The organism is Streptomyces sp. TRM70350 (assembly GCF_019219825.1).
Classification (GTDB): domain Bacteria; phylum Actinomycetota; class Actinomycetes; order Streptomycetales; family Streptomycetaceae; genus Streptomyces.
Genome location: NZ_JAHUXH010000023.1, coordinates 1 through 26516, shown reverse-complemented (window position 1 = coordinate 26516; position 26516 = coordinate 1). Strand labels below are relative to the sequence as shown.

Genomic DNA, 26516 nt, shown 5'->3' with positions numbered 1-26516 from the left:
CACGCGGCGTCTCGGCGCGGGTACGGTTCGGAGTCGACGCACCGAACTGGAGCCAGTATGCCCGCACGCAGCAAGGGCGGAGTAGGCGCGCGGATCGCCTATTACCGCAGCGTCATGCGGCCGAAGCTGACGCAGCAGCAGCTCGCCGACGCGGCACATGTGTCTCTCGGCGCCATCCGCAAGATTGAGCGCGGCGAGCGCGGCGTCGGCGACTCCACCCTCGAAGCCATCGCGGAGGCACTGGGAGTCGACCCCGCGCGCCTACTGGCCGACCGCGGAGCGGCCCACACCCGTGTTGCACGAGGCGCTGCCCGCGCTCTCCGCCGCGCTCGCCACGTACGACCTCCCGGACGACGGCCCGGTCGGTCCCATCCATGAACTGCGGGCAGCCGTCACCGAGGCCGCCCGCTGGCGGCTGGCCGCCCAGTACACCCGTATCGCCCGCAAGCTGCCCGACCTGCTCACCGAACTCGCCCGCGCCTACCACGCGGCTCGCGGTCCAGAGCGGCCTGAGCTGGCCGGCCTTCTGGTGAAGGCCTACCGCTCCGCAGACGCTGTCGCCTACAAGTTCTGTGCTCACGACCTCTCCGCGCGCCTCGTCGAGCTCATGCGCTGGGCTGTACCCGAGGCCGGCGATCCGCTGCTGTCCGCGTCCGTGGCCTACGTGCGTACGGAGACGTTCTTCGCAGCCCGCGCCCATGCGGCCGGACTACGCGTCCTGGAACAGGCCCTGGATGCGGCCCCTGCTCCCGCCGCCCCGCCGGAGATCGCGGCGAAGGGCGCCCTGCACATGCGGGCCGCCGTCATCGCAGGCAGGGCAGGTGATGCATCAGCGGCCGTCACGCACCTCAATGAGGCGAGTGCGCTCGCCGACCGGGTAGCAGAGGACGTGTACTGCGGAACCGCGTTCGGCCCGGACTCTGTGAAGGCCCACGAGGTGTCCGTCGCGGTCAGCCTCGGAGACGAGCACGTCGGCCGTGCCCTCGATATCGCCAGCGAGTGGAAGCCACCCAAAGAGCTGCCTGCCGAACGGCGCTCCGGGTTCTATATCGAGCTGGCCCGCGCGCAGCTGTGGTCCGGCCTCGCGGACGATGCATTCGAGTCGCTGAAGGTCGCTCGGCACATCGCCCCGCAGCACACCCGAGAACACCCCTGGGTGCGTGAGGATGCCGCCACGCTGCGCCGTTTGAAGCGAGCCGACTCGGAGACTCTCACCAACTTCGCCGAGTGGTGCGCCGCCACCTGAGTGGGCCGCCCAACTACCCCTCGCTGGGGTACTTGTTGCTCCTTCCTCCCCTCACCATCTGTCGCAAGCGTAGGAACCAGCAGATGGGAACCGGGGATGCCCAACGCGGTCCCGCTCGCGCCCAGGGTCATCGACGGGCGCGTGAGGGCCGTCCGACTGCACGGTGAGGCCCGCTACGACTGCGGGCGGCCGTCAACAAGAGCCTACGCGCAGCTGGACACGTCAAGCTCCTTGGAGGCGACCGCGTCCGGCAGACCGTCAGTTGCGGGTCCAGAACACGGCGGAAGCGGCGTGAACTCCGCAGAGATCAACAGACCCCGGCGACCGCGCGCGACGGTCCCGAGCGCGGCCAACGCTGTAAGGAGCGTCGACATGCCATCTGTACCACGGGCCCTCACAGAGCTGAGAGGTCGCGTATTCCGGCGGCGTGCGGCACCGGCCGGGGAGGCGCAGTGACGATGACCGACGCCGAGCCGGAGAACCTGAAGCCGGTCGCGGTCTCTGACGGTCTCAGCGCTGCCGTCGCGGCCGCCAACGCCCGGTCCAGGGGTGAACTGCCATGACCGTGAACCCCTCCCTCCGGATCGACATCCAGACCATGCGCGCCACCGCGCACCGGCTGCTCGCGGACGACGCCGAACCGCCCAGCCACGAGGAGCTGGAGACGCTCACGCTCCAGCTGCGCGGGCACCTCATGCTCGCCGTCCCCGAGGTCGAGACCGCCACCCTGGCCGCCCCGGCGGACGCCGGGATCCGGGTCGCGGCGTCCGCCTGCATCGGTGAGGCGCGGCACCTCCTGGGCGTCGAGCCCGGCCGCAGCCTGCCCGCCGGAATCGCGCACGCCCAGCGGCTCGCCCGCTCGGTCAACGCCCTGTGCCGCCACTACGAGGCCTTCAACAGCGGACCGGTGACGGGCGACCACTGGAGCCCCGCCCAACTGGCCTTCCGCCGCTGGGCCATCCACGGGACGCGATGCTGGGTCTGCCGGACCGACGACAGCCACTGCGAGCGCGGCCGACGGCTCGGCGACCACTGGAACCAGCTTCGCCGAAACCCCACTGCTGCAAGCGCCCGGACCGACAGCCGGCCATCGCTTGACGGACATCAAGCACAGGAAGGACACGTATGACCATCGCTCCCGAGGCACCCGCAACGCCCGCACCGCTGACCTTCCTTGAGCTGGAGATCACCGGCCGGTGCCAGCTGACGTGCGCGTCACACTGCTACGCCCAGGCCGGGCCGACGAAGGGCCACGGCACCATGACCAGTGAGGACTGGCGGCGTGTCATCGACGAGGCCACCCAGCTCGGCGTGGAAACCGTGCAGTTCATCGGCGGCGAACCCACCCTGCACCCCGACTTCGCCGCTCTGGTCGAGTACGTCCTGGACTCGGGGCTCGGAGTCCAGGTGTTCAGCAATCTGTACCGAGTGCGGCGCGAGCACTGGGAACTCTTCGCCCACCCGAAGGTCAGCCTGGGAACGTCGTACTACTCCGACGACCCCGACGAGATCACCGGCCGCAAGGGGTCCCACGATTCGACCCGGGCGAACATCGCCGAGGCGGTGCGCCGCGGCATCCCCGTGAAGGTCGGCATCATCCAGGTGCGCGACGGGCAGCGCTCCGAAGAGGCCCGTGCCGAGATGGCAGCCCTCGGCGTCAAGCGGGTGCACGTCGACCGGGTGCGCGCCGTGGGCAACGCCGCCAGGACGGCGCTGATCCCGTCCATGTCGGAGTTGTGCGGGCGGTGCGCCGACGGGAAAGCCGCTGTTCTGCCGGACGGTACCGTGGCCCCCTGCGTGCTGGGGCGGTTCCTGCCCGCCGGCTCCGTGAAGACGGCCGGGCTGAAGGCGGTGTTCGCCGGGCAGCAGTGGGCGCACGTCGCGGCGTCGATCCCTCGCAACCGCGGTAACTGTGTGCCGGACACCTGCACCCCCAAAGAGGACTCGTGCCAGCCCTCCCCGGGAGTCGTGACGGCCTGCAACCCTGATCAGGACGGCTCCGACTGTTCCCCGGCCGAGACCCCGGCCTGCGAACCCGTGTACGACTAGGAGACGCCCGTGGACTGGGAGACGCACGCGCGGCGCCTGGCGGACGAAGTTGTCCGCCCTGGGTCGCGCTGGTACGAGCCGCTCGCCACCACCCCGCGGCACGTGTTCGTGCCTCGCTGGTGGGCGCGCGGATCGCAGGTGTGGGAGCTGCGCGACGGCCTCGCCGACCCTGAGGCGTGGATGCAGGCGGCCTACGCGGACCGCTCCCTCGTGACGCGCATCGGCCCGGCGCATGCCGACCACGCTGAGCCGGGCGCCACCATCGCCCGCGGTCTGCCCACGTCGTCGTCAACTCTGCCGGGCCTGGTCGTGACCATGTACCGGCACGCGATGATCGCCGACGGCTCTCGCGTGTTGGTGACGACCGGCTCCGGCTACGGCACCGCGTTGTTGTGCCGACGGGTCGGCGATGAACTGGTGACGAGCGTGGACGTCGACCCGCACCTCGTCAGGGTCGCGGGTGAACGACTCGACTCCATCGGCCTGCACCCGCACACGGCCGTCTGCGACGTCACCGGGCCCCTTCCCGGGGAGTACGACCGGATCGTGTCCACGGTGTCCGTACGGCCTGTGCCGGGCCTCGTGGCTGGCCGCGCTGCGTCCCGGTGGGCGGCTCGTGACCACCCTCGCCGGGACCGGGCTGATCGTCACCGCGGACAAGACCGACGACGGCGGCGCCGTCGGCCGCGTCGAGCCCGACCCCGCGGGATTCATGCGGACCCGCCACGCCGACGACTACGAGCGGCCCACGGATGAGCTGTGGGAGAAGCTGGAGCAGGCCGAGGGCGAGCACGTGAGCACCAGCCGGTATCCGCTGCTGTACGTGCCGGACTCGTGGGAGGTGATGTCGATGCTCGAAATCCTCGTGCCCGGCATCGACCACCGGAGTGCGGCCAGGGGCGACGAACGAACCGTGTGGATGCTGCACCCTGACGGCTCCTGGGCCCGCGCCACCGCGGCCGGGTTCCTCGACTCGCCGACAGTGCACCAGGGCGGCCCCCGCCGCCTGTGGGACGAACTGGAGCGGATCCGTCACCGGCTCAACCGCGAAGGCGGCTTGCCGGTCTCCGGGGCGCGGGCCCGGATCGACCCGGACGGCACCCTCACCCTCACGCGGGGAGGATGGTCGGCGACCGTGGAGTGACCGCCATGACCGGCCCGCTCGCGTGGCTCGCCGCAGGATCCCGCTCCGCGTCGGCAGCACAGAGCATGAGAAGGGGCGGACGCCCGTACGGACGCCCGCCCCCACCGCCGTACCGACGACTTACGGCACGACCTTCTCGATCTTCACGTTGCCCACGCCCGCGGCCGTCCCGCGGGCGTTGACCAGCCGCACCTGGCCGAAGAACTCACGTCCCTCGGGCGCGGCCGCGGCGGCGGTGACGGTGGCGGAGACCGTCGCCGAGTCGCCCGTGCCGAGCTGCACCGCCGCCGAGCCGTCGACGCTCACGCTGCCGAGGGCGGCGGAGTAGAAGACGTCCCGGTAGTCGTACGCGGTGGAGCCGGCCGGCACGCCGTAGCCGTAGACCTCGATGGTGTAGGTGCCGGCCTTCGGGGAGGCGATGGACACCCGCTCCTCGGAGTCGCCGTCGGCGTCCTGGCCGACGACCGCGCCGGTGCTGTCGTAGACCGTCAGGTCCAGGTCGGCCGCCGCGTCCGAGACGTTGCCGATGGCGACGTCGAGCGAGGTGGCGCCCGCGGGCACCTCGACCGTGCTGGTCTGGGTCTCGCCCTGCCCGATCGTCGGGCGGGTGGTCTTGGACGAGCCGAGCGGCCCGCCGACCAGCTTGCCGTCGATCGCGGCGTAGGCGTTGGTCACCTTCCAGGAGGCGGCGGCCGGGGTGCCGACCTTGGCCTCGGGCACGGTCACGGTCTCCGGGTCGAAGGCCGCGCCGAGCACGGTGACGTTCAGCTTGTACGGGTTGTTCAGCAGCGGCGACGTACGGCGCGACTCGACCTCGATCTCCCAGACGCCGGGCTGCGGGTCGGCGTACGAACGCACGTCGGGGCGGCAGGTGTTGGCCGGGTTGTCGTAGTTCGGGTAGCAGTTGATCGTCGACGTCGGGTCGGACGGGACGCCGTAGGGGTGGATGGCGATGAACCGGGTCTGGCTCTTGCCCTTCAGCCCGCCGATCGCGACCTCCAGCGACTTGGCGCCCTCGGGCACGGTCACGAAGTACGACTTGGTGCTGTTGCGCTGCACCGAACCGGACGCCGAGTAGGTGTACTTCAGCGGCTGCGAGACGACGACCGTGTTCAGGATCTGCTTGTCGATGCCCTCGGTGCGCGGGTCGTCGACCTCCAGGATCGCGCTCTTCAGCCCGGCGGACCTCGGCGCGGCCTGCACCTTGACGGTGACCGGCTCGTTCAGCGGGAGACGCACCTTGTCGGAGCCGACGATCCGGAAGGTGCGGCCCGCGTTGTTCTCGAAGTCCAGCTTGTGCCAGATGGCGCGGTCGGCACCGGACGTACGGGTGATCGTGATCTCGTACGTCTTCTTCTGGCCGGCCTTCAGACCGCCCTCACGGTCGTACAGGCCGGTGCCGTAGCCCGGGGTCTTCAGGAACTGGTCGATCGCGGTGTCGACCGGCGCCTTCACCGCGTACGTGTGCGCGCCGGCGCCGTCGCGGATCACGTCCCAGGCGTCCTCGATGTCGACCAGGCCCGCGCCCTCCTCGTACGCCTGCACACCCTTGATGTGGTCGGCGGTCGAGGTCAGCGCCGTGCGCAGGATCGCCGGGGTGAGCTCGATGCCCTTCTGCTTCGCGGCGGACAGCAGCAGCGCGGCCGCGCCGGTCGCCTGCGGGGAGGCCATCGAGGTGCCCTGGAGCATGGAGTAGCCGGGCGGCAGGCTGTAGCCGGCCTCGGCGACCGGGCCGCCGGGCGACCAGGTCTGGGTGGTGTTGATCGCGGCGCCGGGCGCGGACAGCGTCGGCGTGAAGCCGCCGTCCTCACGCGGGCCGCGCGAGGAGAACGGCAACATCGCGTACCGCTTCGTCACCTTCGAGCCGTAGTTGGCGGCCCAGGTCTGCTTGGAGATGGTCGCGCCGACCGAGATGACCTTGTCGGCGAGGGACGGGTCGCCGATGGTGTTGGCGCCGGGGCCGGAGTTGCCCGCGGAGATCACCAGCTGGACGCCGTACTCGTCGATCAGGCGCGTGTACAGCTCGGCGCGCGCGTTGTTGCCGTCGTTCAGCGCCGGGAGGCCGCCGATCGACATGTTGACGATGTCGACGCCCCGGTTGACGACCAGGTCGATCATGCCCTCGGTGAGGGCCACGTTGGTGCAGCCGCCGGACCAGGTGCAGGCCCGGGAGGAGACCAGCTTGGCGCCGGGCGCGGCACCGTTCATCTTGCCGCCGAACAGGCTGTTGGCGGCGGTGATGCCGGCCACGTGCGTGCCGTGCGAGCCCTCGATGACGCCGATGTTGACGTAGTCGGCCTTGGCGCCGGCCGCGTTGTAGACGACGTCCTTGCGGATCTCCACCACGAACGGGATCCGCTCGGCGATCTCGGTCGCCGGGTCGTCGGTGCCGAAGTAGCCGATCTGGAAGCCGTCCTTGTACGGCTTCATCGCGGTGTCGTCGGTGAAGTCGAGGTCGTCGTCCAGGTCGACGCGCGCGGTGCCCGACGCGGCGTCGTACAGCACGCCCCAGACGTCCGTCGTGTCGCCGTCGCGGTTCAGGTCACCGGCCATGTCGCCACCGGTGGTGGCGGACTCGGCGAAGTAGCTGAACTTGTACGAGCCCTCGGGCGCCTTGAACGTCTCGGTGCCGAGCGTGGGCGTGGTGATGGAGAAGGTCGGGCCGCTGACCGAGGTGGTCATCCGGCGCCAGGTGCCGTCACCGTCGACGACCGGGTCCGTCGCGGTCACCCAGTCGACGATCTTCCGCTCGCCGGTCGTCGTCTTCTGCAGCGCGGGGTGGCCGAGGTCCACACCCGAGTCGAGGATGCCGATGGTGATACCGCGGCCGTCCGCCTTGGGGTGGTCCTCGACGAAGTCGACGGCACCGGTCTCGAAGGAGGGGTTGTACGGATTCTTGGCCGGGGTGTTCTTGCCGGGGGCGGGGTAACTGCCGGTGGCCCCGGTCCCCTTCGTGCTGCCCGCGTTCGGCCGCGGGTCCTCCAGGGGTATCTCCTCCCGCAGGTCGATGCCGTGCACGGAGGACAGCTTGGTGGCGGCGGCGATGGCCGCGTCCGCCTTGCCGGTGGGCACGGTGGCCCGGACGTAGCCGAGCTTGTCGTACGTACGGCCGACCAGGCCGCCGTCGACCGAGTCGAGCTGCTCGGCGACCTGCTCCGTCTTGCCCGGCGCCGTGGCGACCATCATGGTCACGCTCTTGTCGCCGTCGGCCTTGGCCTCGGCGAGCAGCTCGGCGTCGTCGGAACCGAGCTTGTCGTGCGCGGACTTCACGCTCGGGTCGGCCGCAGGGGGCGCCTGGTCCGCGGCGAGGGCCACGGGTATCGGCCCGGCCGCGGCCAGCGCGGCGACGAGACCGGCGGCCACGGCGATCCGGGCCACACGTCTCGCGCCGGGTATCGGATCGCTCTGGGGGGTGTGGGTCATCGGCATCCCTTGTTGGTTAAGGAACATCCCTTATGGGTCAAGGACGAGACAGTCCGGAATCCGATCCCGGACGACCGCTCAGCCTTACGCAACCGGAGGACGTTTGGCGAGGGTTGACCGAATCGAAATGGATGGATGGGGAAAACCCGCGATGGGCATGAGGGTTGATTGAGGGCGTGCAGAACATTTCGGGCGCCGGACGCCCTTCCCGGTGCGAGGGGTTAACGTCGCCTCGTGCGAAAGAGGTTGAGGGTGGCGGCCTACGCCATATGCGTCCGCGACGGCCAGGTGCTGCTCGCCCGCTCCCCGGCACCCGACGGCACGCCCGAGTGGGTGCTGCCCGGCGGCGGCATGGAACACGGTGAGGATCCCTACGACACCGTCCGCCGGGAGGTGCGGGAGGAGACCGGCTACCGCATCGAGGTCACCGGCATCCTCGGCGTCCACTCCCTCCACCGCACCTTCCCGCGCCGCCGCTTCCGCCCGGTGACCGACCACCACGGCGTACGCCTGGTGTACGAGGGGACCGTGGTCGGCGGCGAACTCCGCTACGAGACCGGCGGCTCCACCGACATGGCCGCCTGGCACGAACTCGACGCCGTACCCGCCCTCAGACGCATCGGACTGGTCGACCTGGGCCTGCGGCTGTGGCGGGAACGCCCGGCGGCGGGGCGCGTCGAACTGGCGTAGGGAGAAGGGGCACCGAGCCGGTCCTGAAGAAAGGCTGAAACCCGCTCAACCGGTACGGGGCCCGGCAACCTTCACGGAGCCCTCATGGTTTCTCCCTCCGACCGTGTTGTGATCCGAAAAGGATCCGAGAGGATCAGTTGGGGGAAGACATGAGGAGCGTACGAGTGACCCTGGTGGCGGCGACGGCCGTGGCCCTGTCGGCCGCCCTGGCTGCCCCGGCCCTGGCGGCACCCACCGGCGGCGGCCACGACGCGACCCGCGAGGCGCTCCGCGCCGCCGTGAAGGACGGCGTGCCCGGCGTCACGGCCACGGCGAGGGACGCGCACGGCACCTGGCGGGCGACCGAGGGCGTGGGCAACCTGCGCACCGGCGAGCCGCGTTCGACGGCCGACCGGTACCGGGTGGGCAGCATCACCAAGACGTTCGTGGCGACGGTGCTGCTCCAGCTGGAGGCGGAGGGCAAGCTGTCGCTGGACGACACGGTGGACACGTGGCTGCCGGGCGCGGTGCGGGGCAACGGCCACGACGGCCGGAAGGTCACCCTCCGCCAGCTGCTCAACCACACCAGCGGCATCTACGACTACACCTCCGACGAGGAGTTCGGCCGCACGTACTTCCTGAAGGACGGCTTCTTCGAGCACCGCTACGACACGAAGAAGCCCGCCGAGCTGGTGGCGATCGCGATGGCCCACAAGCCGGACTTCGCGCCGGGCACGTCCTGGAGCTACTCCAACACCAACTACGTCGTCGCCGGGATGGTGATCGAGAAGGCGACGGGCCGCCCGTACGGCGCCGAGATCCGCGACCGCATCCTCAGGCCGCTGCACCTGAACGCCACGTCGGTGCCCGGCACGCGGGTCACCGTGCCGCAGCCCAGCAGCCGCGCGTACAGCAAGCTGGCCGAGACGGCGACCGGTCCGACGTACGACGTGACCAGGCTGAATCCGTCCCTGGCATACGCGGCCGGGGAGATGATCTCCGACTCGGCCGACCTCAACCGCTTCTACCGGGCGCTGCTGGGCGGCAAGCTGCTGCCGCAGAAGCAGCTGAAGGCGATGAAGACCACGGTCGCCATAGACGGCGCCCCGAACGTCGGCTACGGGCTGGGCCTGTTGGACCGCGAGCTGTCCTGCGGCGTGCACGTCTGGGGCCACGGCGGCGGCATCCACGGTTCCCTGTCGGAGGCGGTCACCACCCCGGACGCCCGCCATTCCCTCGCCTTCAACCTCAACGGCGACTGGGCGGGCGACAGCGAGGCGGTGATCGAGGCGGAGTTCTGCGGCAAGCGCTGACGCAGACGAGGAGGGGCCGCCCGGTGTCCGCCCGGACGGCCCCTCCTCTCCCCTCCTGATGCCTGCCCCGGTCCGTCACTACCGGGGCAGCACCACCACATACGCCGCCGGATCCCGCTCCGCCGACGCCATCAAAGCCGTGCGCACCACCGTCGCCTGCTGCTCCATCGCGTCGCGCAGCTTCTTCGGCGTGATGTGTACGACCGTGATGCCCAGCCGCTCCAGGTGCTCACGCTTGCGGACGTACTCCGACCACAACGCGTCCTCGTCCTGGCGCGGCGCCCTGGTGTCCAGCTCCACCGCCACGGCGTGCTCCGGCCAGTAGGCGTCCAGGCCGCCGAGGTGCGGGCCGCCGGGCAGGCGCAGGTCGACGTTCCACACCGGGTCGGGCAGGCCGTACTCCCGGACCATGCGGTACAGGCGGTCCTCCGCGATCGCCCGCCCCTCCGCCAGCAGCGAGTCCACGGCGTCGACCACGTGCGGGCGGCTCAGCAGCCTGGCCTGGTTCAGCTCCCGGACGATCGCCGCCGGTTCGCAGTGACCGCCGCGCACCGCCTCGGTGAGCAGCCGCCGCACCGCCGCCGCGTCCGCGAGGTCGGCCACCGCGTCCGCCAGGGCGCGCGGCACCGGCGCGACCGGCAGGCCCGTGCGCGCTTGCGGCGTGGGCAGCGCGGGGGTGCGCAGCACGCGGACGCAGCCCGTCGAGCGGAGCCGGCGCAGCCGGGGGACCAGGACGTCGATGCGGTCCAGGGAGAGCAGCGGGGGGACGGCGGCGAAGCCGTGCAGGTTCAGCGCGGCGAGGCCGGTGATCATCGCGTCCCGGTACGGCGGGCGCAGTTCCTCCTCGCCGCCGGGCTGGGCCGGGACGCCGGACGAGGTCTCCCGGGCGGCGTACATCAGCACCGCGTGCAGCCGCTCCTCGCTGGTGGGCGGGCCGGGGTGGAGCAGGTAGACGCCCGGGAGGATCTGCTGCCAGGGACCGCCGGGCTTGCAGTGCTCGTTCGCCTCGGCGGCCGAGACACCGTGCGCCCGCAGCTGGGCGGCCGTCATGACCCGACGCCGGCCGTCGGACAGGTGGTGCAGGGGGCGGGGGGAGAGCGGGGTGTCGTGGTTCATGACCCGGGGATTCCCGCGCCCGACGCGCCCCTTAACCGTTGTTACACGGCCGTCGACAAAACAGGACAACACCTCCCTAAAGGACGCGTGTTCGGATGCCGAATGGGCGGCGAAAACCCCTGGTCCGTTCAGGTGCGGACCAGGGGTTACGGCTCCTGTTGCCGGAATTTCGTAACGGTGACCAACGGCCCAAGCTCAGGCCAAAGCTGCTGGTCAGCCGCCCGCCACTGCCTCGTGGCTCACGCGCGCGCGTCGCACTCCTGCCCCCGCAGCGCCCGCGCCAGATCGTCCCGGGCCTCCAGCACCAGCCGGCGCAGGGCCGGGGCGGCACCCTCGTGCGCCGCCAGCCACGCGTCCGTCGCCGCCAGCGTCTCCGGCGAGTCCTGCAGCGCCGGGAACAGCCCGCGCACCACGTCCATGCCGATCTGGATCGACCGCTCGGTCCACACCCGCTCGATGGCGGCGAAGTACTTCTCGGTGTACGGCGCGAGCAGCTGTCGCTGCGAGGCCTGCGCGAAGCCCGCGATCGTCGCCTCGACCAGCGCGTTGGACAGCGCGTCGGACTCCACGACCTGCGCCCACGCCTGCGCCTTGACCGCCGGAGACGGGCGGGCGGCCAGGCAGCGCACCTGGTGGCGCCTGCCGGAGGCGGTGTCGTCCCGGGCCAGTTCCTCGGCCAGCACCTTCTCGTCCGCGACCCCGTGCGCGGCCAGCGGCTCCAGGAACGCCCACCGCAGCTCCTGGTCGACGTCCAGCCCCTCGATGACCGCCGTGCCGTCCAGCAGGTCCCGCAGCAGCTGCAGACCGGCCGGATCCTCGGTCACGCGCGCGTAGAAGCGGGCCCACGCCAGCTGGTGCTCGCTGCCCGGCTCGGCGTCGTACAGCTCGCGCTCGGCACCCTCGGCGAGCAAACGGCCTCCCGTCTCGCGCCAGTCGGGCGCCGCGTAGTGCACCAGCGCCGACTCGGCCCAGGCGTGCAGCATCTGCAGCACCCCGATGTCGGACTCCCGCCCACCGAACCGCAGCACCAGGTCCACGAAGTCCCGCGCCGGCAGCAGCGCGTCCCGGGTCATGTTCCACAGCGCCGACCAGCACAGGGCGCGCGCCAGCGGGTCGGTCAGCGCGCCCAGGTGCTCGCGCAGCGTGTCGAGGGACGTCTCGTCCAGGCGGATCTTGCAGTACGTCAGGTCGTCGTCGTTGACCAGCACCAGCTCGGGCTCCTGCGCGCCGGTCAGCTCCGCCACGACCGTCCGCGCACCGTGCACGTCCACCTCGGCGCGCGCGTACCGCTCCAGCGCCCCCGCGTCCGTACGCCGGTACAGCCCTACCGCGACCCGGTGCGGCCGCAGCTCGGGGTGCTCCGCCGGGGCGACAACAGCGGCCTCCTGCACCACCGCCAGCTCGTCGATCCGGCCCCGCGCGTCCAGCAGGACCTGCGGGGTGAGGGAGTTGACCCCGGCCGTCTGCAGCCAGGAACGCGCCCACGCCCCCATGTCCCGCCCACTGGTCTCCTCCAGCACCGACAGCAGGTCACCGAGGCGCGTGTTGCCGTACGCGTGCCGCTTGAAGTAACGCCGCGCGCCCTCCAGGAACGCGTCCTGACCGACGTACGCCACCAGCTGCTTGAGCACGGAGGCGCCCTTGGCGTAGGTGATGCCGTCGAAGTTGAGCTTGGCGTCCTGCAGGTCGCGGATGTCGGCGGTGACGGGGTGGGTGGAGGGGAGCTGGTCGGCGCGGTAGGCCCAGGACTTGCGGCGGTTGGCGAAGGTGATCCAGCCGTCCTTGAAGCGGGTGGCGCCGACCTGCGCGAACGAGCCCATGAAGTCCGCGAAGGACTCCTTCAGCCACAGGTCGTCCCACCACTCCATGGTGACCAGGTCGCCGAACCACATGTGCGCCATCTCGTGCAGGACGACGTTGGCCCGGTGCTCGTAGGACGCCTGCGTCACCTTCCCGCGGAAGATGAACTCCTCCCGGAAGGTCACCAGCCCCGGGTTCTCCATCGCGCCCAGGTTGTACTCGGGCACGAACGCCTGGTCGTACTTGCCGAACGGGTACGGGTAGTCGAAGTGGTCGTGGAAGAAGTCCAGGCCCTGCTTGGTGACCAGGAAGACGTCGTCGGCGTCGAAGTAGGGGGCGAGGCCCTTGCGGCACATCGCGCCGAGCGGGATCTCCAGCCGCGTACCGTCGTCGAACGTGCGGGTGTAGGAGTCCGTGACGTGGTGGTACGGGCCTGCCACCACGCAGGTGATGTACGTCGAGATCGGCTTCGTCTCCGCGAACCGCCACACCCCGTCGGCGCGCTGTCCGGCGCCGTTGCTCCACACCGTCCAGCCCTCGGGCGCCCGCACCTCGAAGCGGAAGGGCGCCTTCAGGTCCGGCTGCTCGAAGCCCGCGAAGACACGCCGGGAGTCGGCGGGCTCGTACTGCGTGTACAGGTACACCTCGCCGTCCTCCGGGTCGACGAAGCGGTGCAGGCCCTCGCCGGTGCGGGAGTAGGCGCACTCGGCGTCGACGATCAGCTCGTTGTCGGCGGCGAGGTCCTCGAGCCAGATCCGGGAGCCGTCGAAGACCTCGCTGGGGTCGAGGTCGCGGCCGTTGAGGGAGACGGCGGTGACGCTCGGCGCGATCAGGTCCGCGAAGCTCGCCGCGCCCGGCTCGGCACAGCGGAACCGGATCGTGGTGACCGAGCGGAAGGTGCGCGACTCACCGTCCCCGTCGCCGACGGCGGAACGCACGTCGAGGAACACGTCGTACCCGTCGACGGACAGCAGGGCGGCCCGCTCCCGGGCCTCGTCGCGGGACAGATTCTCACCGGGCACGGGCGGCACTCCCTCGGGTGGTGATCAGTATGCGGACAGCACCGATCCTGCCACGCGCTGCTGACCCGGGGCAGCCGGGAATGGTGGGACGAGCGGCGGTGTTGTGCGGACATTCCCCGGGAGAATCGCTTCCTCATGAGGAGAGAAATGTCGGACAAGACCCCCGTCGACTTCTGGTTCGACCCGCTGTGCCCCTGGGCCTGGATGACCTCCCGCTGGGTGCTGGAGGTGGAGAAGGTCCGTGACATCGAGGTCCGCTGGCATCTCATGAGCCTTGCCGTGCTGAACGAGGACAAGCTGGACGAACTCCCCGAGGAGTACCGCGAGATGCTCGCCACCAAGGCGTGGGGCCCGGTACGGGTCGTCATCGCGGCGCAGCAGGAGCACGGCGCCGAGGTGCTCGGCGACCTCTACACCGCGCTCGGCACCCGCATCCACAACCGGGAACAGGGCCCGGAGAAGGAGACGGTCGCCGCCGCCCTGAAGGACGTGGGCCTGCCCGAGTCCCTCCTGGACCACTGGGACTCCACCCCTTACGAGCCCGAGCTGCGCGCCTCCCACAAGGAGGGCATCGACAAGGTCGGCCAGGAGGTCGGCACGCCGGTCATCTCGGTCCCCGGCCCCGACGGCGAGGAGGTCGCCTTCTTCGGCCCGGTCGTCACCCCCGCCCCCAAGGGCGAGGAGGCCGCCCGGCTCTGGGACGGCACCCTCGCGGTGGCCTCGGTCCCCGGCTTCTACGAAATCAAGCGCACCCGCACCAAGGGCCCCGACTTCAGCAACCTGTGAGGCGCCCGGTCACCTGAAGGACTCGGGGAGACTGAAGCCCTTGGCCTGGTTGAAGTACGGCTGGACCCACAGGCACCCGCCGTTGGCGCAGCGCCAGTAGCCCGGGGCGTCCTTGATCCCGACGCGACCGGCGATGAAGGACTCCTCCGCCGCGGTGACCCTGCGGAAATCCTGCAGCGTACCGCCGCAGTTGGGGCAGTGCTTGGTATCCGGCATGGCCCGGGAGACTAGCGCCTGTCCGGCGGATCAGCAGAGGCCCCCCGCGAGTCACGTCCTCGCGGGGGCCTCCTCTCATCCGCCTGCCCGCGTGAAAGGTGAGAAGACGATCACGAGGCAGGACGATCAGGGACGGCGCGCTCAGGGCGCCAGCAGCAGCACGTCCGTGCGGGACTTGGCCGCCTCGTAACGCCTCGCCACGTCCTGCCAGTTGACGACCCGCCACATGGCCTCGACGAAGTCGACCTTCTGGTTCCTGTACTGCAGGTAGAAGGCGTGCTCCCAGGCGTCGAAGACCAGGATCGGCGTGGCACCCTGCCCGACATTGCCCTGGTGGTCGTACACCTGCTCGACGATGAGGCGGCCGCTGAGCGGCTCATACGCCAGTACGCCCCACCCGGAGCCCTGCGTGGTGGCCGCGGCCTTGGACAGCTGCGCCTTGAAGTTCGCGAACGACCCGAAGGACTCGGCGATCGCGTCCGCCAGCTCACCCACGCCGTCCTTCTCCAGGGGCTCGCCGCCGCCGTCGCCGGTCATGTTGTGCCAGTAGATGGAGTGCAGGATGTGCCCGGAGAGGTGGAAGGCCAGGTTCTTCTCCAGGCCGTTGATCGAACCCCACTGCTCCTTGTCCCGCGCCTCGGCGAGCTGCTCCAGCGTGTCGTTCGCCCCCTTCACATAGGCCGCGTGGTGCTTGTCGTGGTGCAGCTCGATGATCTCGGGGCTGATCACAGGGGCGAGTGCGGAGTAGTCGTACGGCAGGTCAGGCAGCGTGTAGACGGGCATGAAGGTCCCCTCCGAGGCTCTTATTGCAAGCGACTTGCAACTACAACCTAGCAAGAAGAAGGCCCCCACGCGTGCGCGTGGGGGCCTTTCGGACAGTCGTCCGGTGTCAGCGCCGGGCGCGTCCCCGCTGCCAGGCGTAGCCGACGGCCGCCAGGAACAGGGTCATCCCGCCCGTCGAGTACAACTGCACCCGCGTGTCCGGCTCCCGGGCCATCAGGACGAAGATCGCCGCCATGCCCGCCAGCGCCACCCAGGTCAGCACCGGGAACGCCCACATCCGCACGACCAGCTTCCCGGGCGCCTCCCGCTCCAGCCGGCGGCGCAGCCGCAGCTGCGAGACGGCGATGAAGATCCAGACGACCAGGATGACCGCGCCGATCATGTTCAGCAGCCAGGGGAAGACGTCGTCCGGCCGCCAGTAGCTGAGCGCCACGCACACGAAGCCGAAGAAGCACGACGCGAGCACCGCGATCCGCGGCACCCCGCCCGACACCCGGCCCAGCGCCTTCGGCCCCTGTCCGCGCCGCACCAGCGAGTAGGCGATGCGCGAGGCGCCGTAGATGTTGGCGTTCATCGCGCTCAGCAGCGCGACCAGCACCACCACGTTCATCAGTTGCCCGGCGCCCGGGATGCCGAGGTGGTCGAGGGTGGCGACGTACGGGCCGCTCTCGACGACGGCCTTCGAGTCCCACGGGACGAGGGTGACGACGACCGCCATCGAGCCGATGTAGAACAGCGCGATGCGCCACATCGCCGTACGGACCGCGCTCGCCACGCCCCGCACCGGGTCCTCCGACTCGGCCGCCGCGATGGTGACGGTCTCCAGGCCGCCGTACGCGAACACCGAGGCGAGCAGGCCGATCACCAGCCCCTCGCCGCCGCCCGGCATGAAGTCCGTCAGATTGCTCGTGCCGGGGGAGTCCGTACCGGGCAGGAGACCCGCGATCGCCAGCACGCCCAGCACCAGGAACAGTGAGATCGCGCCGACCTTCAGGGCGGCGAACCAGAACTCGAACTCCCCGAAGTTCTTCACGGCGGCGAGGTTCGCCCCGCAGAACACCAGCATGAACAGCGCCACCCAGGCCCACTCCGGTGTGCCCGGCAGCCAGCCGCTGACGATCTTCGCGGCGCCGATGCCCTCCAGCCCGACGGCCGTGCACAGCAGCACCCAGAACGCCCAGCCCGCGGTGAACCCGGCCCACGGCCCGATCGCCCGCTCGGCATGCGCGGAGAACGACCCCGACGACGGATACGCGGCCGACATCTCGCCCAGCATGCGCATCACCAGCATCACCAGGAGGCCGGAGAGGATGTAGGCGACGACGATCGACGGCCCGGCGGCGGCGATGCCCGCGCCGGAGCCGACGAACAGCCCGGCGCCGATCACGCCACCGAGGGCGATCATCGACAGGTGGCGCTGCTTGAGTCCGTGGGACAGGGAGGCGTCCGCCTCGGGCGGGGCCTCAACGGGGGTGGTGCGGGACATGGGCGCGGCTCGTCCAGTACGTGAGGGGGTAAGGGGGGACAACCGTACGGAGTGTAGAGGCCGGGGTGGCGTTCCCCGTGTCCGCCCATTTGGCGAGACCCTACAGACCCCGTCTCGCCCCTCCCGAGTGAGCCACACGTCGCCACCTCAGTGACCGGTATCACGCCCGTTCACGTGTAACCACCACTCTTTGTAAGGAGCCCACCACAGCCGCGCTCGCGCCTTTGTCGGGCGGTGACGGTGGTCGGCCCCGGTGCGCTGGGTTAGCGTCACGGTGTCCCGAACCGCCCTCACTACGCGGAGTCCCCATGAGCACCGCTGCCGCCGCCCCCCTTCGCCCGGGCCAGGTCCTCGCCGACCTGCTCCCCGCCTCCCGCGTCCGCGACGTCGCGCTCGTCCTGGGCGGCGCCGTGCTCACCGGCCTCGCGGCCCAGCTCGCCGTGCCGATCCCGGGCACCCCGGTGCCGGTGACCGGCCAGACCTTCGCCGCGCTGCTCGTCGGCACCGCCCTCGGCGCCGGGCGCGGCTTCCTCTCGCTCGCGCTGTACGCGCTCGCCGGTGTCGCCGGTGTGCCGTGGTTCGCGGACGGCGGCTCGGGCGCGGCCGCCCCGTCCTTCGGTTACGTCATCGGCCTGCTGCTGGCCGCCACCGCCGTCGGCGCACTCGCCCGGCGGGGCGCCGACCGCTCCCCGTGGCGGATGGCGGGCGCGATGCTCCTGGGCGAGGCGGTCATCTACGCCGTCGGCGTCCCGTATCTGGCCCTCGCCACCGGCATGTCCGCCTCCGCCGCGATCGCGGCCGGGCTCACGCCGTTCCTGATCGGGGACGCGGTGAAGGCGGCGCTGGCGATGGGGCTGCTGCCCGCGGCGTGGAAGCTCGTGGGCAAGCGCTGATTGCCTGGTGGGTGTCGCGGAGGGCCGGGGTGGCGCATCAGCCGCTTCCCGGCCCTCCGCGTTTTTCTTGTGCCGGTTGTTTCTTATGCCGGTTGCCGTCGGGACCACCACAGTCCCGCCGCCCCCGCCGCGACCAGCGCCGCGCCGGCCGCGCCCAGCGGCAGGACGTCACGGACGGGACCGGTCCTGGCCAGCTCGTCGCCACCCGGTGCCACCGGCTTGTTGTCGGTGCCGAGCAGCAGGGGGGTGGCCGGGGCGTTCGGTGACGGGTTCGTCGTGCCGAACGGGACCGGGCCCTGCTGCCAGAACGTCTTGCTTCCGTCGCCGTTCTGGACGGGCAGACAGATCTTTCCGGTCTTGCTCAGGTCGTAGGTCGCGTCGACGTCGTACGACTTCGACGCACCCGCCGCCAGACTGTCCAGCGGGCAGGCGAAACCGCTGTTCGAACCGTCCGGAAGATCACCTTCCGGTATCGCGGAACAACCCTCGACATTCGTGACCGTCAGCCCGTCGAAACCGACGACCAGAAGCCTGACCGGACCGCTGTCCTTGGTCCCCTCGTTCTTCACCGTGGCGGTAATCGCCGTTTCCTTCGAATCGTTGTCGACCGAGATCTTCTCGGGCAGCAGCGTGGTCAGCGCCACCCCCGCCGGTGCCTTGTCGACGGCCTTTCCCCCCTTGTCGCCGCCCGGTCCCGGGTCGTCCGCCCCGGCGGTGCCGGAAACGATCAGCACGGCCGAGAAAGTTGCCGCTACCAGCGATCCCGTGATGACGGTCGCTCGACGTGAACGCATGTTCGTCCCCCTTGTCTGCGCCTGAATTCGCAGTACTTGAAGAGGTACCACAAGATTTCTCCGCACTATGCTGGTACCGCCTGACGTGTGGCCATTGTGTTTCAATGCGTTCCAACGCGTTTCATTCGGGGCGTCGTTGAGGGGGTGCAGCGAATTGCCGGGGAATACGCGAAGTGCCGGTGTTCCAGGGTTACTGGTGGCAGGGCGCTATCGGTTGGCCGAAAGCATTGGGCAGGGGGGAATGGGGCGGGTGTGGCGAGCCGCCGACGAAATACTCGACCGGCAGGTCGCCGTCAAGGAAATGCGCATCGACGGCCTGGACGCCGAGGACGCCCGCACCCGCCGCGAACGCACCCTGCGCGAGGCCCGGGCCACCGCGCGGATCGACCATCCCCACGTCGTACGCGTCTACGACGTGGTGGACGAGGGCGAACGCCTGTGGATCGTCATGGAGTTGGTGGCCGGGCGTTCCCTGGAACGGATCATGGCCGAGGACGGGCCGCTCGGGCCGGGCGCGGCGGCCCGGATCGGGCTGGGGCTGGTGGAGGCGCTGCGCGAGGTGCATGCGCGCGGCGTGCTGCACCGGGACATCAAGCCGGGGAACGTGCTGGTCGAGGACGCCGGACGGCGGGTCGTGCTCACCGACTTCGGCATCGCGGCGATCCAGGACGCCAAGGCGCTGACCATGGCCGGGATGCTGGTGGGTTCGCCCGACTACATGGCCCCCGAGCGGATCTCCGGGCGGCCGCAGGGGCCGCCGTCGGACGTGTGGTCGCTCGGGGCGACGCTGTCGGCGGCGCTGGCCGGGCAGTCCCCGTTCTCGCGGGACACGACGCTGGCGACGCTGCACGCGGTTCTGTACGAGGAGCCCGAACTGCCCCCGTCGGCGGGTCCGTTGCGGGAGGTGCTCGGCGCGCTGCTGCGCAAGGACCCGGGGATTCGCCCGGGGTTGGAGGAGGTGGAGGCGGCGCTGCGGACGGTGGCGTTTCCGGGACCCACCCCCACCCTGCCGGTGGCTGAGCCGGTGCCGGTGAAGGAGCAGCCGACGCCGGTCCTCGTCAAGCCTCCGCCCGCCGGACGGGCCCGTCCGGGAGCCGGTGTCTCACTGGCGCGGGCGCAGGCGGTGACCGAGCGGCGTCCGACGCCAGGAGCCGGGGAGACACCGCCGGGGAGCGAACTGCCCGGCCCCGCGGTCCCGTCCGGGCCGTCGCCCGGATCCCACCGGACGGCGGTGGTCGCCGTGGCGGGCGTGCTGACGGCCGCCACGGTGGCCGGGATCGTCTGGGCGGCGACAGCGGGGCCGCCGGACGACACCCGGGCGGACGGCACACCACCGGCGTCGTCGACGAGTGCCTCCGGCTCACCCACGGTCGCGGGCACGTCCCGGCCGCCGAGCCTGCCGCCGGGTGCGCGCCAGGAGGCCGGCGGTTACGCGTGGGTGACGCCCCAGGGCTGGCGGCGGGATGTGAAGACGGGCTCGGAGGTGCACTACACCTCACCCGACGGCACCCAGGAACTGGCCGCCAAGTCCTCCCTGGCCCGGGGCGACCTGATGGACAGCTGGCGCACCTCGGAACGCAACGCCCACCAGGGGCGGGACTATCGCAAGATCCGCCTGGAGGAGACGACGTTCCGCGGCCATCCGGCGGTGGTCTGGGAGTACACCTTCACGCTGGACGGCGTCCCGTGGCACGCCCGGCTGCTGGGCTTCGACGCGAGGGGGAAGTCGTACCAGGTCAACACGTGGTACCAGCCGGCCGTGGCGGACACCGCACTGGCCATCTACGAGGACGTGAAGGAGAGCTTCACGCCGCTGTGAGGGCACAGTGGCGTGAAGCTCTCCTGGGGCGCGCTGCCTAGTCCCGCACCTCGGCGGTCTGCGGGTCGGCCTGGTCGGTCTGGTCGGCCTGGAGGGCGTTCCGCTTCCCGGTCCGCTGCCGGGCCACGGCGACGGCGAGCACCAGGGCCGCGACGAGCAGCGACAGCAGCACGGTCCTGCGTCCGTCGTGCTCGGTGTCGGTCAGCATGTAGCCGAGCACGAACACGATCAACGCGGCGGTGGCCCAGGTCAGATACGGGTACAGCCACATCCGCACGACCAGCTTCTCCGGCGCCTCCCGCTCGATGATCTTCCGCATCCGCAGCTGCGAGAAGCAGATGACGAGCCAGACGAACAGCGCCACGGCACCGCTGGAGTTCACCAGGAACAGGAAGACGGAGTCCGGGAACTTGTAGTTGAAGAAGACGGCGACGAAGCCGAAGACGACGGAGACGAGGATCGCCGTCCGCGGCACCCCCTGGCCGGTGGTCCGCGCGAAGGACTGCGGCGCGTCACCGCGCCGGCCGAGCGAGAAGGCCATGCGGGAGGCGGTGTAGAGGCCGGAGTTGAGACAGGACAGCACCGAGGTCAGCACGATGAAGTTCATGATCTGACCGGCGTGCGCGATACCGAGGGAGTCCAGGGCGGCGACGTACGAGCCCTTGTCGGTGATCGCCGTGCTGTCCCACGGCAGCAGGGACACCACGACGAGGATCGAGCCCAGGTAGAAGACGGCGACACGCCAGATGATGCTGTTGGTGGCCTTGGTGACCGCCCGCTGCGGGTCCTCGGACTCACCGGCGGCCAGGGTGGCGATCTCGCTGCCCATGAAGGAGAACACGACGAGCAGCACACCGGTCAGGATCGCTCCTGCCCCGTTGGGCAGGAAGCCGCCGTGTTCGGTGAGGTTGCTCAGCCCGGCCTGCTCGCTGTCGACGCCGGGCAGCAGCCCGAACACGGCCAGCCCGCCGATGACGATGAACGCGCCGATCGCCACGACCTTGATCCCGGCGAACCAGAACTCGAACTCGCCGTAGGAGCCGACGGAGACGAGGTTGGTCCCGGTCAGCACGACCATCACGATCAGCGCCCAGGCCCACTGCGGTACGGAGGGAATCCACCCTTCGAGGATCACGGCACCCGCGGTCGCCTCCACGGCCAGCACCACGACCCAGAAGAACCAGTACAGCCAGCCGATGGTGAACCCGGCCCAGGGCCCGAGCGCCCGGTCGGCGTGCGCCGAGAACGAACCCGAGGTCGGGTTGGCGGCGGACATCTCGCCGAGCATGCGCATCACCAGCACCACGAGCGTGCCGACGAGCGCGTAGGACAGGAGGATGCCGGGGCCGGCGGTGGCGATGCCGGAGGAGGACCCCACGAAGAGTCCGGCGCCGATGACACCACCGATGGCGATCATCGACAGGTGGCGGTTCTTGAGCCCTGCCTGGAGACCTGATCCGGAACCGGGATCGCCGGTTCCATCGTGGCCCCCGGGGCCGCTTCCGGCCTTCGTCAGGGTCGGCTGCGAAGTCATGGACGGATTTCCTTTGCGCCGGGTGAGCTGTTTCCCGTACGAGCGGTGTACGAGTCGGACCAGTGAATCTGAGGTGAATGGATTCTTGAACCTTTGATCCCAGATCGTTACTTGAGGTTTTCCTGAGGTTCGGTGGTGTTGCTTGCGCTTTTCGGTCACATTTCGGCGGCGGCCACCCGGCCCCACTGCCCCGCCCGGGGCATGTCACACTCGTCCCATGCGCGTGTACCTCGGCTCCGACCATGCCGGCTACGACCTGAAGAACCACCTCGTCGAGTGGCTCAAGGCGGCCGGTCACGACCCCGTCGACTGCGGCCCCCACATCTACGACGCCCAGGACGACTACCCGCCCTTCTGCCTCCGCGCCGCCCAGCGCACGGCGGCCGACCCGGAGTCCCTGGGCATCGTGATCGGCGGTTCCGGCAACGGCGAGCAGATCGCCGCGAACAAGGTCAAGGGCGTCCGCGCGGCGCTGGCCTGGAGCGAGGAGACGGCGTCGCTCGGCCGACAGCACAACAACGCCAACGTGATCGCGGTCGGCGCCCGCATGCACACGCTGGACGAGGCGACAAAGTTCGTCGAGACCTTCCTGAACACGCCGTTCACGAACGAGGAGCGCCACGTCCGGCGCATCGAGATGCTGTCGGCGTACGAGACGACGGGCGACCTGCCGCCGATCCCGGCGCACCACCCGCAGCAGGACTGAGACCGTCCCTGGGGGGCTGGGCAGCAGGAGTGAGACTGCCCCTGCGGGGCTGGGCAGCACGACTGAGACTGCCCCTGGGGCTGGAAGGAAGCAGGAACCGTGCCAGAAGGGCACACGATTCACCGGCTGGCGCACGACTACGCCGCCCGCTTCTCCGGCACGGCCCCCCGGGTCACCAGCCCCCAGGGCAAGTTCTCCGACGCCGCCGACCTGCTGGACAGGGCCGTCCTGACCGCGACCGAGGCCCACGGCAAGCACCTCTTCCTGCGCTTCCGCGACGCCGACTGGGTCCACATCCACCTGGGCCTGTTCGGCAAGGTCGCCTTCGGTGACGCCCCCGCCCCGCCGCCCACCGACACCGTCCGCCTGCGCCTCGCCCACGACACCGCGTACGTCGACCTGCGCGGGCCGACCACCTGCGCCCTGATCCCCGAGCAGGAGAAGCGGGCGATCCACGACCGTCTCGGCCCCGACCCGCTCCGCGACGACGCCGACTCCGCCGCCGCGTACCGGCGGATCTCCCGCAGCCGCACCACGATCGCCGCCCTCCTCATGGACCAGAAGGTCATCGCCGGAGTCGGAAACGTCTACCGCGCGGAAGTGCTCTTCCGCCACCAGATCGACCCGTACCGCCCGGGCAAGGACATCACCCCCACCGAGTGGGACGCGATCTGGACCGACCTCGTCGACCTCATGCGCCAGGGCGTGCGGCACAACCGCATCGACACCGTCCGCCCCGAGCACACCCCCGAGGCCATGGGCCGCCCACCCCGCGCCGACGACCACGGCGGCGAGGTCTACGTCTACCGCCGGGCCAACCAGCCCTGCCACATCTGCGGCGGCGACATCCGCACCGCCGACCTCGCCGCCCGCAACCTCTTCTGGTGCCCCACCTGCCAGCGCGACTGACCGCGCATCAGAAGCCGTGCGGCAGCCAGGGCGTCACCGCCGCCCCGAACCCCACCGCCGCCTCCGCCAACGCCCCGCGCCGCAGCTCCCGCACCCGCCCGGCCGCCGCCAGCGCCACCAGGCTCACCCCGCCCAGATACGACGCCGCCAACTCCCGTACCGACAGCGCGAGATCCGCCGCATCGGAGGTACGCGCACAGGACGCCCCCTTCGCGTCCCCGGTCAGCCGCCACCGCCCCGCGTTCCAGGGACAGAAGGCATCCTCCACCTCGAACACCACATCCACCGGCGCCTGGTAGGTCCGCGCCTCCAGCGCTGCCCCCACGTCAACCAGCCGTACGTACAAGGAGTCCCGCGTCCGCGGCTGACAGCGCCGGATGTCGGACACCAGGTACTGCCAGGCGTCGTCGACCGGCCGACCCCGCATGACCAGTGTCGACGTGAGGTCGATGTCGAACAGGAAACGCCACAGCGCCGCGTCCGCCGCCGGGTCGAGCGCGGCGAGGTCCTGCAGGATCACTTTGCCGTTGGGCCCGGTGACTTCCCAGTCCGCCTTGACGCGGTAGCGCGCGTAGCCGACCGTCTCCCCACCCCGCTCGGCGACCACGCACTGCAGCGGCGACGCCCCGTCCCGCTCGCTCTCCGGATCGAGCAGCCCCAGCCGCTCCCAGCCCGGCCGCCGGGACAGCATCCCGGGCCGCTCCGGCACCAGCCGTGCGTACACCGCCTCACACGCGTCGAGGACATCGGCGGGCGCCGCGTACCGCAGCCGTACGTCGTCGGTGCCGGTCGGGACGGACAGTCGTACACGGTTCGTGTCGATCTCGGCACCCAGATGGAAGGTCGCGGCGCCGTAGCCGAAGCGACCGTAGATCGGCGGCTCGGACGCCATCAGGACGGCCAGCGGCTCGCCCCAGGAACGTACGTCGTCCAACTGCCGCCGCATCATGGACGTCAGCACGCCGCGCCTGCGGTGCGTGGCGGCCACGCTCACCATGGTGATGCCCGCGGCCGGCACCGAGGCGCCGCCGGGCACAGTCAGCCGGAAGCTGAACGCCCCTGCCGTCCCCACGCACGCGTCCCCGTCCCACGCCCCCAGGGAACGGTCGAACTCGGTGAGCGCGTTCCACAGCTCCCGCTCCTCGGCGGACTCCGGCACCCCACCGAAGGCGCGGATCAGAGTGTCGTACCACGGGGCCCAGTCGTCCGGTCGCAGCACCCGCAGCTCGGTACCCGGGCCGGTCAGGAAGTCAGTTGCCATGGGCCCATGCCTATCAGGGCATTGCGGGACGAGCGACGGAATTTTCCCTGACTTCGCCAGGACGTCGGCGCGGCGGCTTTCCGTGAAGTTCACTGTGAAGTCGAGCCTCGGACGGGGGACAAGTGGGGCCTCCCGTGCCAAGCAGCTGGTCCGATGGATAGGGTCCCGAACTGATGGCAGCAGGACGAGAGCGGCGCGCGGCGGCCGATACGTTCACGGCCCGGTTGAAGATGAGGTGGCACCGGGTCCGCGTCGGCCTGCGCAAAAGCGCCGTCGACTACTTCCGCGGCGACGGCTCCGACTGGGTCGCGCTGGCGGGCCTGCTGCTCACCATCCCCCTGATCACCGCCGGGACGCTCGCCAACTCGGTGTGGTGTTCCCCGGCCGTCCTGGTCCTGCCGATCGTCGCGGGCGGCCTGCTGCTGCGCCCGGCCAGCCTGCTCGGCCTGTACGCGGCGGCCGCCACGGCCCTGATCGTGGAGTCGATACAGCTGGGCCCGTACACGGAGGGCCCGTCGCGCGTCACACCCGGGGTCGTCCTGGTCGTCGCCGCGTGCGGCTTCTTCGGTCTGCTGATCGCCCAGTTCCGCAGCCGGGTCGGCGTGCCCTGGCGGCGCGGCGGCACCATGCTGTTCGACCTGCGCGAACGGATCCGGGTGCAGAGCAAGCTACCGAAGCTGCCGCAGGGCTGGCACCGCGAGATGGCGCTGCGCCCGGCCGGCGGGCAGTCCTTCTCGGGCGACTTCGTGGTCGCGGCCCGTACGAACGGCGGCCGCACCCTGGAGGTCGTCCTCACGGACGTCTCCGGCAAGGGCATGGACGCGGGGTCGCGCGCCCTGCTCCTGTCGGGCGCCTTCGGCGGCCTGCTGGGCAGCCTGCCCCCGCACGCCTTCCTCCCCGCCGCGAACGGCTATCTGCTCCGCCAGGACTGGCAGGAGGGCTTCGCCACCTCCATCCACCTCGTCCTCGACCTGGACTCCGGCGACTACGAGCTGTACTCCGCGGGCCATCCGCCGGGGCTGCAGCTCAGCGCGGGCAGCGGCCGCTGGGAGGAGAAGGCGGCGGAAGGGCCGTTGCTGGGTGTGTACGACGGCGCCCAGTTCGACCCCGTCAAGGGCTCTTTGCGTCCTGGTGACGTGTTGATGCTCTTCACGGATGGCCTGGTGGAAACCTCCGACCGCGACATCGTCGAGGGCATCGACCGCCTCACCGGCGAGGCCGACCGCTATGTCGTCGGCGGCTTCCAGGGCGCCGCCTGGCACCTCATCGAGGCGGTCGCGAAGGACGTCAACGACGACCGAGCCCTCCTGCTGATCTGCCGCGAAGGCCCGGCGGCGCAGTCCGCTGCGCGCTGACCCATGTGCTGGTCATGTGTGTTGGTCAGGGCTTTGTGCTGCCTCTGTAACTGGTGGAGATGAGTTGGTAGAGATGACAGATGATTTACGTACGATGAGACGACCAGGACACGAGATGGGGGAGGCGGGTTCGGTATGAAGTTCGACATGGGTGCGCAGACGCTGTCGACGCTGATGCGTGATTCGCGGGGT

At 70.7% G+C, this 26516-nt stretch carries 19 protein-coding genes and 2 pseudogenes; 12 read left to right on the top strand and 9 right to left on the bottom strand.

What is annotated here, in order from left to right:
• The first annotated feature begins 57 nt into the window (after positions 1–57).
• The 4 genes and pseudogenes from KWI83_RS27580 to KWI83_RS27565 all read left to right on the top strand — a co-directional run bounded on the left by KWI83_RS27580 (position 58) and on the right by KWI83_RS27565 (position 4439).
• A pseudogene (locus KWI83_RS27580) lies at positions 58–1246 on the top strand (helix-turn-helix domain-containing protein).
• 559 nt (positions 1247–1805) lie between these two features.
• Positions 1806–2375 (top strand): DUF6415 family natural product biosynthesis protein, encoded by a 570-nt coding sequence (locus KWI83_RS27575; protein ID WP_218517096.1) that lies wholly within the window; start codon positions 1806–1808, stop codon positions 2373–2375.
• Entirely contained in the window at positions 2372–3295 is a 924-nt protein-coding gene (locus KWI83_RS27570; protein WP_218517095.1) for a radical SAM protein, read from the top strand. Before KWI83_RS27575 ends, KWI83_RS27570 begins: the two co-directional genes overlap by 4 nt.
• Positions 3296–3304: 9 nt before the next feature.
• Positions 3305–4439 (top strand): annotated as a pseudogene (locus KWI83_RS27565) (protein-L-isoaspartate(D-aspartate) O-methyltransferase).
• Positions 4440–4559: 120 nt separating this feature from the next.
• On the opposite strand, the gene KWI83_RS27560 reads toward KWI83_RS27565, so the two are convergent.
• Positions 4560–7862: a S8 family serine peptidase gene (locus KWI83_RS27560; protein ID WP_218517094.1), complete on the bottom strand. Its 3303-nt coding sequence runs from the start codon at positions 7860–7862 to the stop codon at positions 4560–4562.
• Between the two features lie 234 nt (positions 7863–8096).
• On the opposite strand from KWI83_RS27560, the gene KWI83_RS27555 reads away from it, so the two are divergent.
• Positions 8097–8552 carry an NUDIX hydrolase gene (locus KWI83_RS27555; RefSeq protein ID WP_218517093.1) on the top strand — a complete coding sequence of 152 codons (456 nt, stop codon included), beginning with the start codon at positions 8097–8099 and terminating at the stop codon, positions 8550–8552.
• A 149-nt stretch (positions 8553–8701) separates the two neighbouring features.
• Positions 8702–9844, top strand: a complete 1143-nt coding sequence (locus KWI83_RS27550) for a serine hydrolase (RefSeq protein ID WP_218517092.1) — start codon at positions 8702–8704, stop codon at positions 9842–9844.
• Positions 9845–9922: 78 nt separating this feature from the next.
• Here the strand turns inward: KWI83_RS27550 and KWI83_RS27545 are convergent, their stop codons facing one another.
• The gene (locus KWI83_RS27545; RefSeq protein WP_218517091.1) at positions 9923–10960 is read right to left on the bottom strand and encodes a hypothetical protein; all 1038 of its coding nucleotides are present in this window, start codon (positions 10958–10960) and stop codon (positions 9923–9925) included.
• 239 nt (positions 10961–11199) lie between these two features.
• Positions 11200–13782, bottom strand: a complete 2583-nt coding sequence (pepN, locus tag KWI83_RS27540) for an aminopeptidase N (protein ID WP_218517090.1) — start codon at positions 13780–13782, stop codon at positions 11200–11202.
• Between the two features lie 147 nt (positions 13783–13929).
• On the opposite strand from pepN, the gene KWI83_RS27535 reads away from it, so the two are divergent.
• Positions 13930–14568, top strand: coding sequence for a DsbA family protein (locus KWI83_RS27535; protein ID WP_218517089.1), 639 nt, complete (start codon positions 13930–13932; stop codon positions 14566–14568).
• 9 nt (positions 14569–14577) lie between these two features.
• On the opposite strand, the gene KWI83_RS27530 is transcribed toward KWI83_RS27535, so the two are convergent.
• From KWI83_RS27530 to KWI83_RS27520, 3 genes are all read right to left on the bottom strand, one after another.
• A complete protein-coding gene (locus KWI83_RS27530) occupies positions 14578–14784 on the bottom strand; it encodes a hypothetical protein (RefSeq protein WP_218517186.1) in 207 nt (68 codons plus the stop codon).
• 141 nt (positions 14785–14925) lie between these two features.
• A complete protein-coding gene (locus tag KWI83_RS27525) occupies positions 14926–15567 on the bottom strand; it encodes a superoxide dismutase (RefSeq protein WP_218517088.1) in 642 nt (213 codons plus the stop codon).
• Between the two features lie 106 nt (positions 15568–15673).
• Positions 15674–17053 carry an amino acid permease gene (locus tag KWI83_RS27520; protein ID WP_218517087.1) on the bottom strand — a complete coding sequence of 460 codons (1380 nt, stop codon included), beginning with the start codon at positions 17051–17053 and terminating at the stop codon, positions 15674–15676.
• A gap of 308 nt (positions 17054–17361) precedes the next feature.
• Here KWI83_RS27520 and KWI83_RS27515 point away from each other — a divergent pair, with 308 nt between their 5' ends.
• A complete protein-coding gene (locus KWI83_RS27515) occupies positions 17362–17946 on the top strand; it encodes a biotin transporter BioY (RefSeq protein ID WP_218517086.1) in 585 nt (194 codons plus the stop codon).
• A gap of 83 nt (positions 17947–18029) precedes the next feature.
• On the opposite strand, the gene KWI83_RS27510 is transcribed toward KWI83_RS27515, so the two are convergent.
• On the bottom strand, positions 18030–18740 hold the full coding sequence (locus tag KWI83_RS27510; RefSeq protein WP_218517085.1) for a hypothetical protein: 711 nt from the start codon (positions 18738–18740) through the stop codon (positions 18030–18032).
• 241 nt (positions 18741–18981) lie between these two features.
• Between KWI83_RS27510 and KWI83_RS27505 the strand changes: the two genes are divergently transcribed.
• Positions 18982–20559, top strand: coding sequence for a protein kinase (locus KWI83_RS27505; protein WP_374106393.1), 1578 nt, complete (start codon positions 18982–18984; stop codon positions 20557–20559).
• Between the two features lie 37 nt (positions 20560–20596).
• Here the strand turns inward: KWI83_RS27505 and KWI83_RS27500 are convergent, their stop codons facing one another.
• A complete protein-coding gene (locus tag KWI83_RS27500; protein WP_218517083.1) occupies positions 20597–22093 on the bottom strand; it encodes an amino acid permease in 1497 nt (498 codons plus the stop codon).
• A gap of 217 nt (positions 22094–22310) precedes the next feature.
• Between KWI83_RS27500 and KWI83_RS27495 the strand changes: the two genes are divergently transcribed.
• Together KWI83_RS27495 and KWI83_RS27490 are read left to right on the top strand one after the other, a co-directional pair.
• Positions 22311–22799: a ribose-5-phosphate isomerase gene (locus KWI83_RS27495; RefSeq protein ID WP_218517082.1), complete on the top strand. Its 489-nt coding sequence runs from the start codon at positions 22311–22313 to the stop codon at positions 22797–22799.
• Positions 22800–22898: 99 nt separating this feature from the next.
• Positions 22899–23708, top strand: coding sequence for an Fpg/Nei family DNA glycosylase (locus tag KWI83_RS27490; protein ID WP_218517081.1), 810 nt, complete (start codon positions 22899–22901; stop codon positions 23706–23708).
• 7 nt (positions 23709–23715) lie between these two features.
• Here KWI83_RS27490 and KWI83_RS27485 read toward each other — a convergent pair whose 3' ends face one another.
• The gene (locus tag KWI83_RS27485) at positions 23716–24969 is read right to left on the bottom strand and encodes a GNAT family N-acetyltransferase (RefSeq protein ID WP_218517080.1); all 1254 of its coding nucleotides are present in this window, start codon (positions 24967–24969) and stop codon (positions 23716–23718) included.
• Positions 24970–25142: 173 nt separating this feature from the next.
• On the opposite strand from KWI83_RS27485, the gene KWI83_RS27480 reads away from it, so the two are divergent.
• A complete protein-coding gene (locus KWI83_RS27480) occupies positions 25143–26324 on the top strand; it encodes a PP2C family protein-serine/threonine phosphatase (RefSeq protein WP_218517079.1) in 1182 nt (393 codons plus the stop codon).
• The last annotated feature ends 192 nt before the right edge of the window (positions 26325–26516 follow it).

What these genes read in the sequence shown, in the direction of transcription:
- KWI83_RS27510 (WP_218517085.1), bottom strand. Translation starts at nt 18,740, where the DNA reads ATGCGTTCACGTCGAGCGACCGTCATCACGGGATCGCTGGTAGCGGCA.
- KWI83_RS27570 (WP_218517095.1), top strand. Translation starts at nt 2,372, where the DNA reads ATGACCATCGCTCCCGAGGCACCCGCAACGCCCGCACCGCTGACCTTC.
- KWI83_RS27535 (WP_218517089.1), top strand. Translation starts at nt 13,930, where the DNA reads ATGTCGGACAAGACCCCCGTCGACTTCTGGTTCGACCCGCTGTGCCCC.
- KWI83_RS27575 (WP_218517096.1), top strand. Translation starts at nt 1,806, where the DNA reads ATGACCGTGAACCCCTCCCTCCGGATCGACATCCAGACCATGCGCGCC.
- KWI83_RS27560 (WP_218517094.1), bottom strand. Translation starts at nt 7,862, where the DNA reads ATGACCCACACCCCCCAGAGCGATCCGATACCCGGCGCGAGACGTGTG.
- KWI83_RS27500 (WP_218517083.1), bottom strand. Translation starts at nt 22,093, where the DNA reads ATGACTTCGCAGCCGACCCTGACGAAGGCCGGAAGCGGCCCCGGGGGC.
- KWI83_RS27515 (WP_218517086.1), top strand. Translation starts at nt 17,362, where the DNA reads ATGAGCACCGCTGCCGCCGCCCCCCTTCGCCCGGGCCAGGTCCTCGCC.
- KWI83_RS27550 (WP_218517092.1), top strand. Translation starts at nt 8,702, where the DNA reads ATGAGGAGCGTACGAGTGACCCTGGTGGCGGCGACGGCCGTGGCCCTG.
- KWI83_RS27505 (WP_374106393.1), top strand. Translation starts at nt 18,982, where the DNA reads ATGGGGCGGGTGTGGCGAGCCGCCGACGAAATACTCGACCGGCAGGTC.
- KWI83_RS27520 (WP_218517087.1), bottom strand. Translation starts at nt 17,053, where the DNA reads ATGTCCCGCACCACCCCCGTTGAGGCCCCGCCCGAGGCGGACGCCTCC.
- KWI83_RS27480 (WP_218517079.1), top strand. Translation starts at nt 25,143, where the DNA reads ATGGCAGCAGGACGAGAGCGGCGCGCGGCGGCCGATACGTTCACGGCC.
- KWI83_RS27525 (WP_218517088.1), bottom strand. Translation starts at nt 15,567, where the DNA reads ATGCCCGTCTACACGCTGCCTGACCTGCCGTACGACTACTCCGCACTC.
- KWI83_RS27485 (WP_218517080.1), bottom strand. Translation starts at nt 24,969, where the DNA reads ATGGCAACTGACTTCCTGACCGGCCCGGGTACCGAGCTGCGGGTGCTG.
- KWI83_RS27545 (WP_218517091.1), bottom strand. Translation starts at nt 10,960, where the DNA reads ATGAACCACGACACCCCGCTCTCCCCCCGCCCCCTGCACCACCTGTCC.
- KWI83_RS27495 (WP_218517082.1), top strand. Translation starts at nt 22,311, where the DNA reads ATGCGCGTGTACCTCGGCTCCGACCATGCCGGCTACGACCTGAAGAAC.
- KWI83_RS27530 (WP_218517186.1), bottom strand. Translation starts at nt 14,784, where the DNA reads ATGCCGGATACCAAGCACTGCCCCAACTGCGGCGGTACGCTGCAGGAT.